Genomic DNA, 1,781 nt, shown 5'->3' with positions numbered 1-1,781 from the left:
CCTATCTGCGCCTGGGCAAACTCACTCACTTGCCGACCTCGCCATTTCTGCCCGCTACAGCCTTGTCAACGGGCGTCACCAAGCATCGAATGTGAAGTCAAGTTCCACACGGAACGACATAGAGCCGGTGTTCGTCAATGCCGACCTCATCGCTGCCGGCCTGGCGCCCTTTGCCCCCGAATCCGCCGCCTTGCAGGCCGGGCGCTTGATGTTGACGGAGCTGGAGCGCCATTTCCGTGCGGGCGAGAGCTTCGCCTTTGAAACCACCCTGTCGGGCCGCACCTAGCTGCGCCACATCCGGCGCTGGCAGCAGGCCGGTTATCGGGTGGAGCTGATCTCTCTGCGTCTCAACCATGCCGACGAAGCCGTGGCGCGCGTGGCCCAGCGGGTTCGCCAGGGCGGACACGACATCCCGGAAGCCGTGATACGCCGCCGTTTTGCTGCGGGGCTGGACCTCTTTCATCACCATTACGCGCCCGCGGTCGATGACTGGGTGCTGTACGACAACTCCGGGGAGCGCCGGTGCTGCTGGTTTGGAGCGAGCGATGAGCACGAAAACCATCGATCAGGCGACGAGCGCCGATCTGCGCGGCTCCTGGCAGGCCTTGTTGCGGGCTGCGCAGCGCGCCCGCGAACTGGCTGCGAAGACCGGCACCGAATTGGTTGTGAGCCGAAACGGCGTGATCCAGCGGATCAAACCCGAGCCCCGATCCGCTACTGTCACCCTTCGAACTCAAGAACGATCAGCGCCCGGCGAGGAGCGGCCATGAGTGGCTTTGCACCGAAGGACTACCAGCAGCAGGTGCTGGACAGCGTGGAGACGTACTTCAAGGCCTGCCACGAATTGCCTTCACCCTCGGTTGCGTTCACTGCTACCACTGAGCGGTTATGGCTCCGTGGCAGCACGTACAACCCGCTGTCGGGTTTCCCGCTTGACATGCCGTACTTCTGCCTGAGGGTGCCCACTGGCGGCGGCAAGACATGGCTGGCGGCCAAGAGCGTGACCCGTGCGACGCTCGATACCTCGACCACGGTCATCGTCGCCACACGGCAGGCGTTTCTGGTGGAGGAAGAGGAGTCCCGCAAGGCATACCAGAGCAGCGGCGCGCTGATGCACGACTTCGACCACCTCACGCCCACCCAGCGCGATGGCTTGTTGAACGAGGGTGAAGGCGCGGAGCGCATAACGCCATGCTCGCTGGCCAACGTGCTGCGCCTGCGCCGGCCCTTCGTGGTGGTGGACGAGGCGCACAACAGCCGCACCGAACTGGCCTTCGACATGCTGGCGCGCTTCCGCCCCAGCGGCGTGATGGAGCTGACCGCTACGCCCGACCTAGAACGTACGCCCAGCAACGTGCTGCACAGCGTTTCCGCGGCCGAGTTGAAGGCGGAGGAAATGATCAAGCTACCCGTGGTGCTGCAAACCGAGCCGAACTGGCAACAGTGCCTGGCAGACGCCATCGGCCGGCGCGACGCCCTGCACAAGTTGGCTGATGACGAGCGCCGCGCAGGCAGCCCCTATCTGCGGCCGCTGGTGTTGATCCAGTCGGAACCACGACGCGCGGGGGTGGACACGCTGGACGTCGAGCGTGTGAAGAACGAGCTGATCACCAATCACGGCATCCCGCCCAGCGAGATCGTCGTGGCCACGGGCGAGGAAAAGGGGCTGGAGCAGATCGACGCTGACTACAAGCGGGGTATCGCCGACCCGGCTTGCCCGGTGAAATTCGTCATCACCCAGAAGGCCTTGGCCGAGGGTTGGGACTGCCCGTTCGCCTACA

The 1,781-nt window shown here is 64.6% G+C and carries 3 protein-coding genes; all 3 read left to right on the top strand.

Translation table 11 applies throughout. The features are described 5' to 3' along the window. The first annotated feature begins 91 nt into the window (after positions 1-91). On the top strand, positions 92-286 hold the full coding sequence (locus ACOVRJ_RS16960; protein WP_422045013.1) for a hypothetical protein: 195 nt from the start codon (positions 92-94) through the stop codon (positions 284-286). Positions 287-545: 259 nt separating this feature from the next. Next, the gene (locus tag ACOVRJ_RS16955; protein ID WP_422045012.1) at positions 546-770 is read left to right on the top strand and encodes a hypothetical protein; all 225 of its coding nucleotides are present in this window, start codon (positions 546-548) and stop codon (positions 768-770) included. Beyond that, on the top strand, positions 767-1,781 hold a 1,015-nt coding region (locus ACOVRJ_RS16950), incomplete at its 3' end, for a DEAD/DEAH box helicase (RefSeq protein WP_422045011.1). The genes ACOVRJ_RS16955 and ACOVRJ_RS16950, both read left to right, overlap by 4 nt.

The organism is Roseateles sp. (assembly GCF_049240545.1).
In the GTDB taxonomy this organism is placed as follows: Bacteria; Pseudomonadota; Gammaproteobacteria; order Burkholderiales; family Burkholderiaceae_C; genus Paucibacter_A.
The sequence above is the reverse complement of the archived record's forward strand: the minus strand, read 5'-3'. Positions and strand labels throughout refer to the sequence as shown.

Bases quoted from the DNA above. Each gene is read 5' to 3' on its own strand.
- ACOVRJ_RS16955 (WP_422045012.1), top strand. From the start codon at position 546: ATGAGCACGAAAACCATCGATCAGGCGACGAGCGCCGATCTGCGCGGC.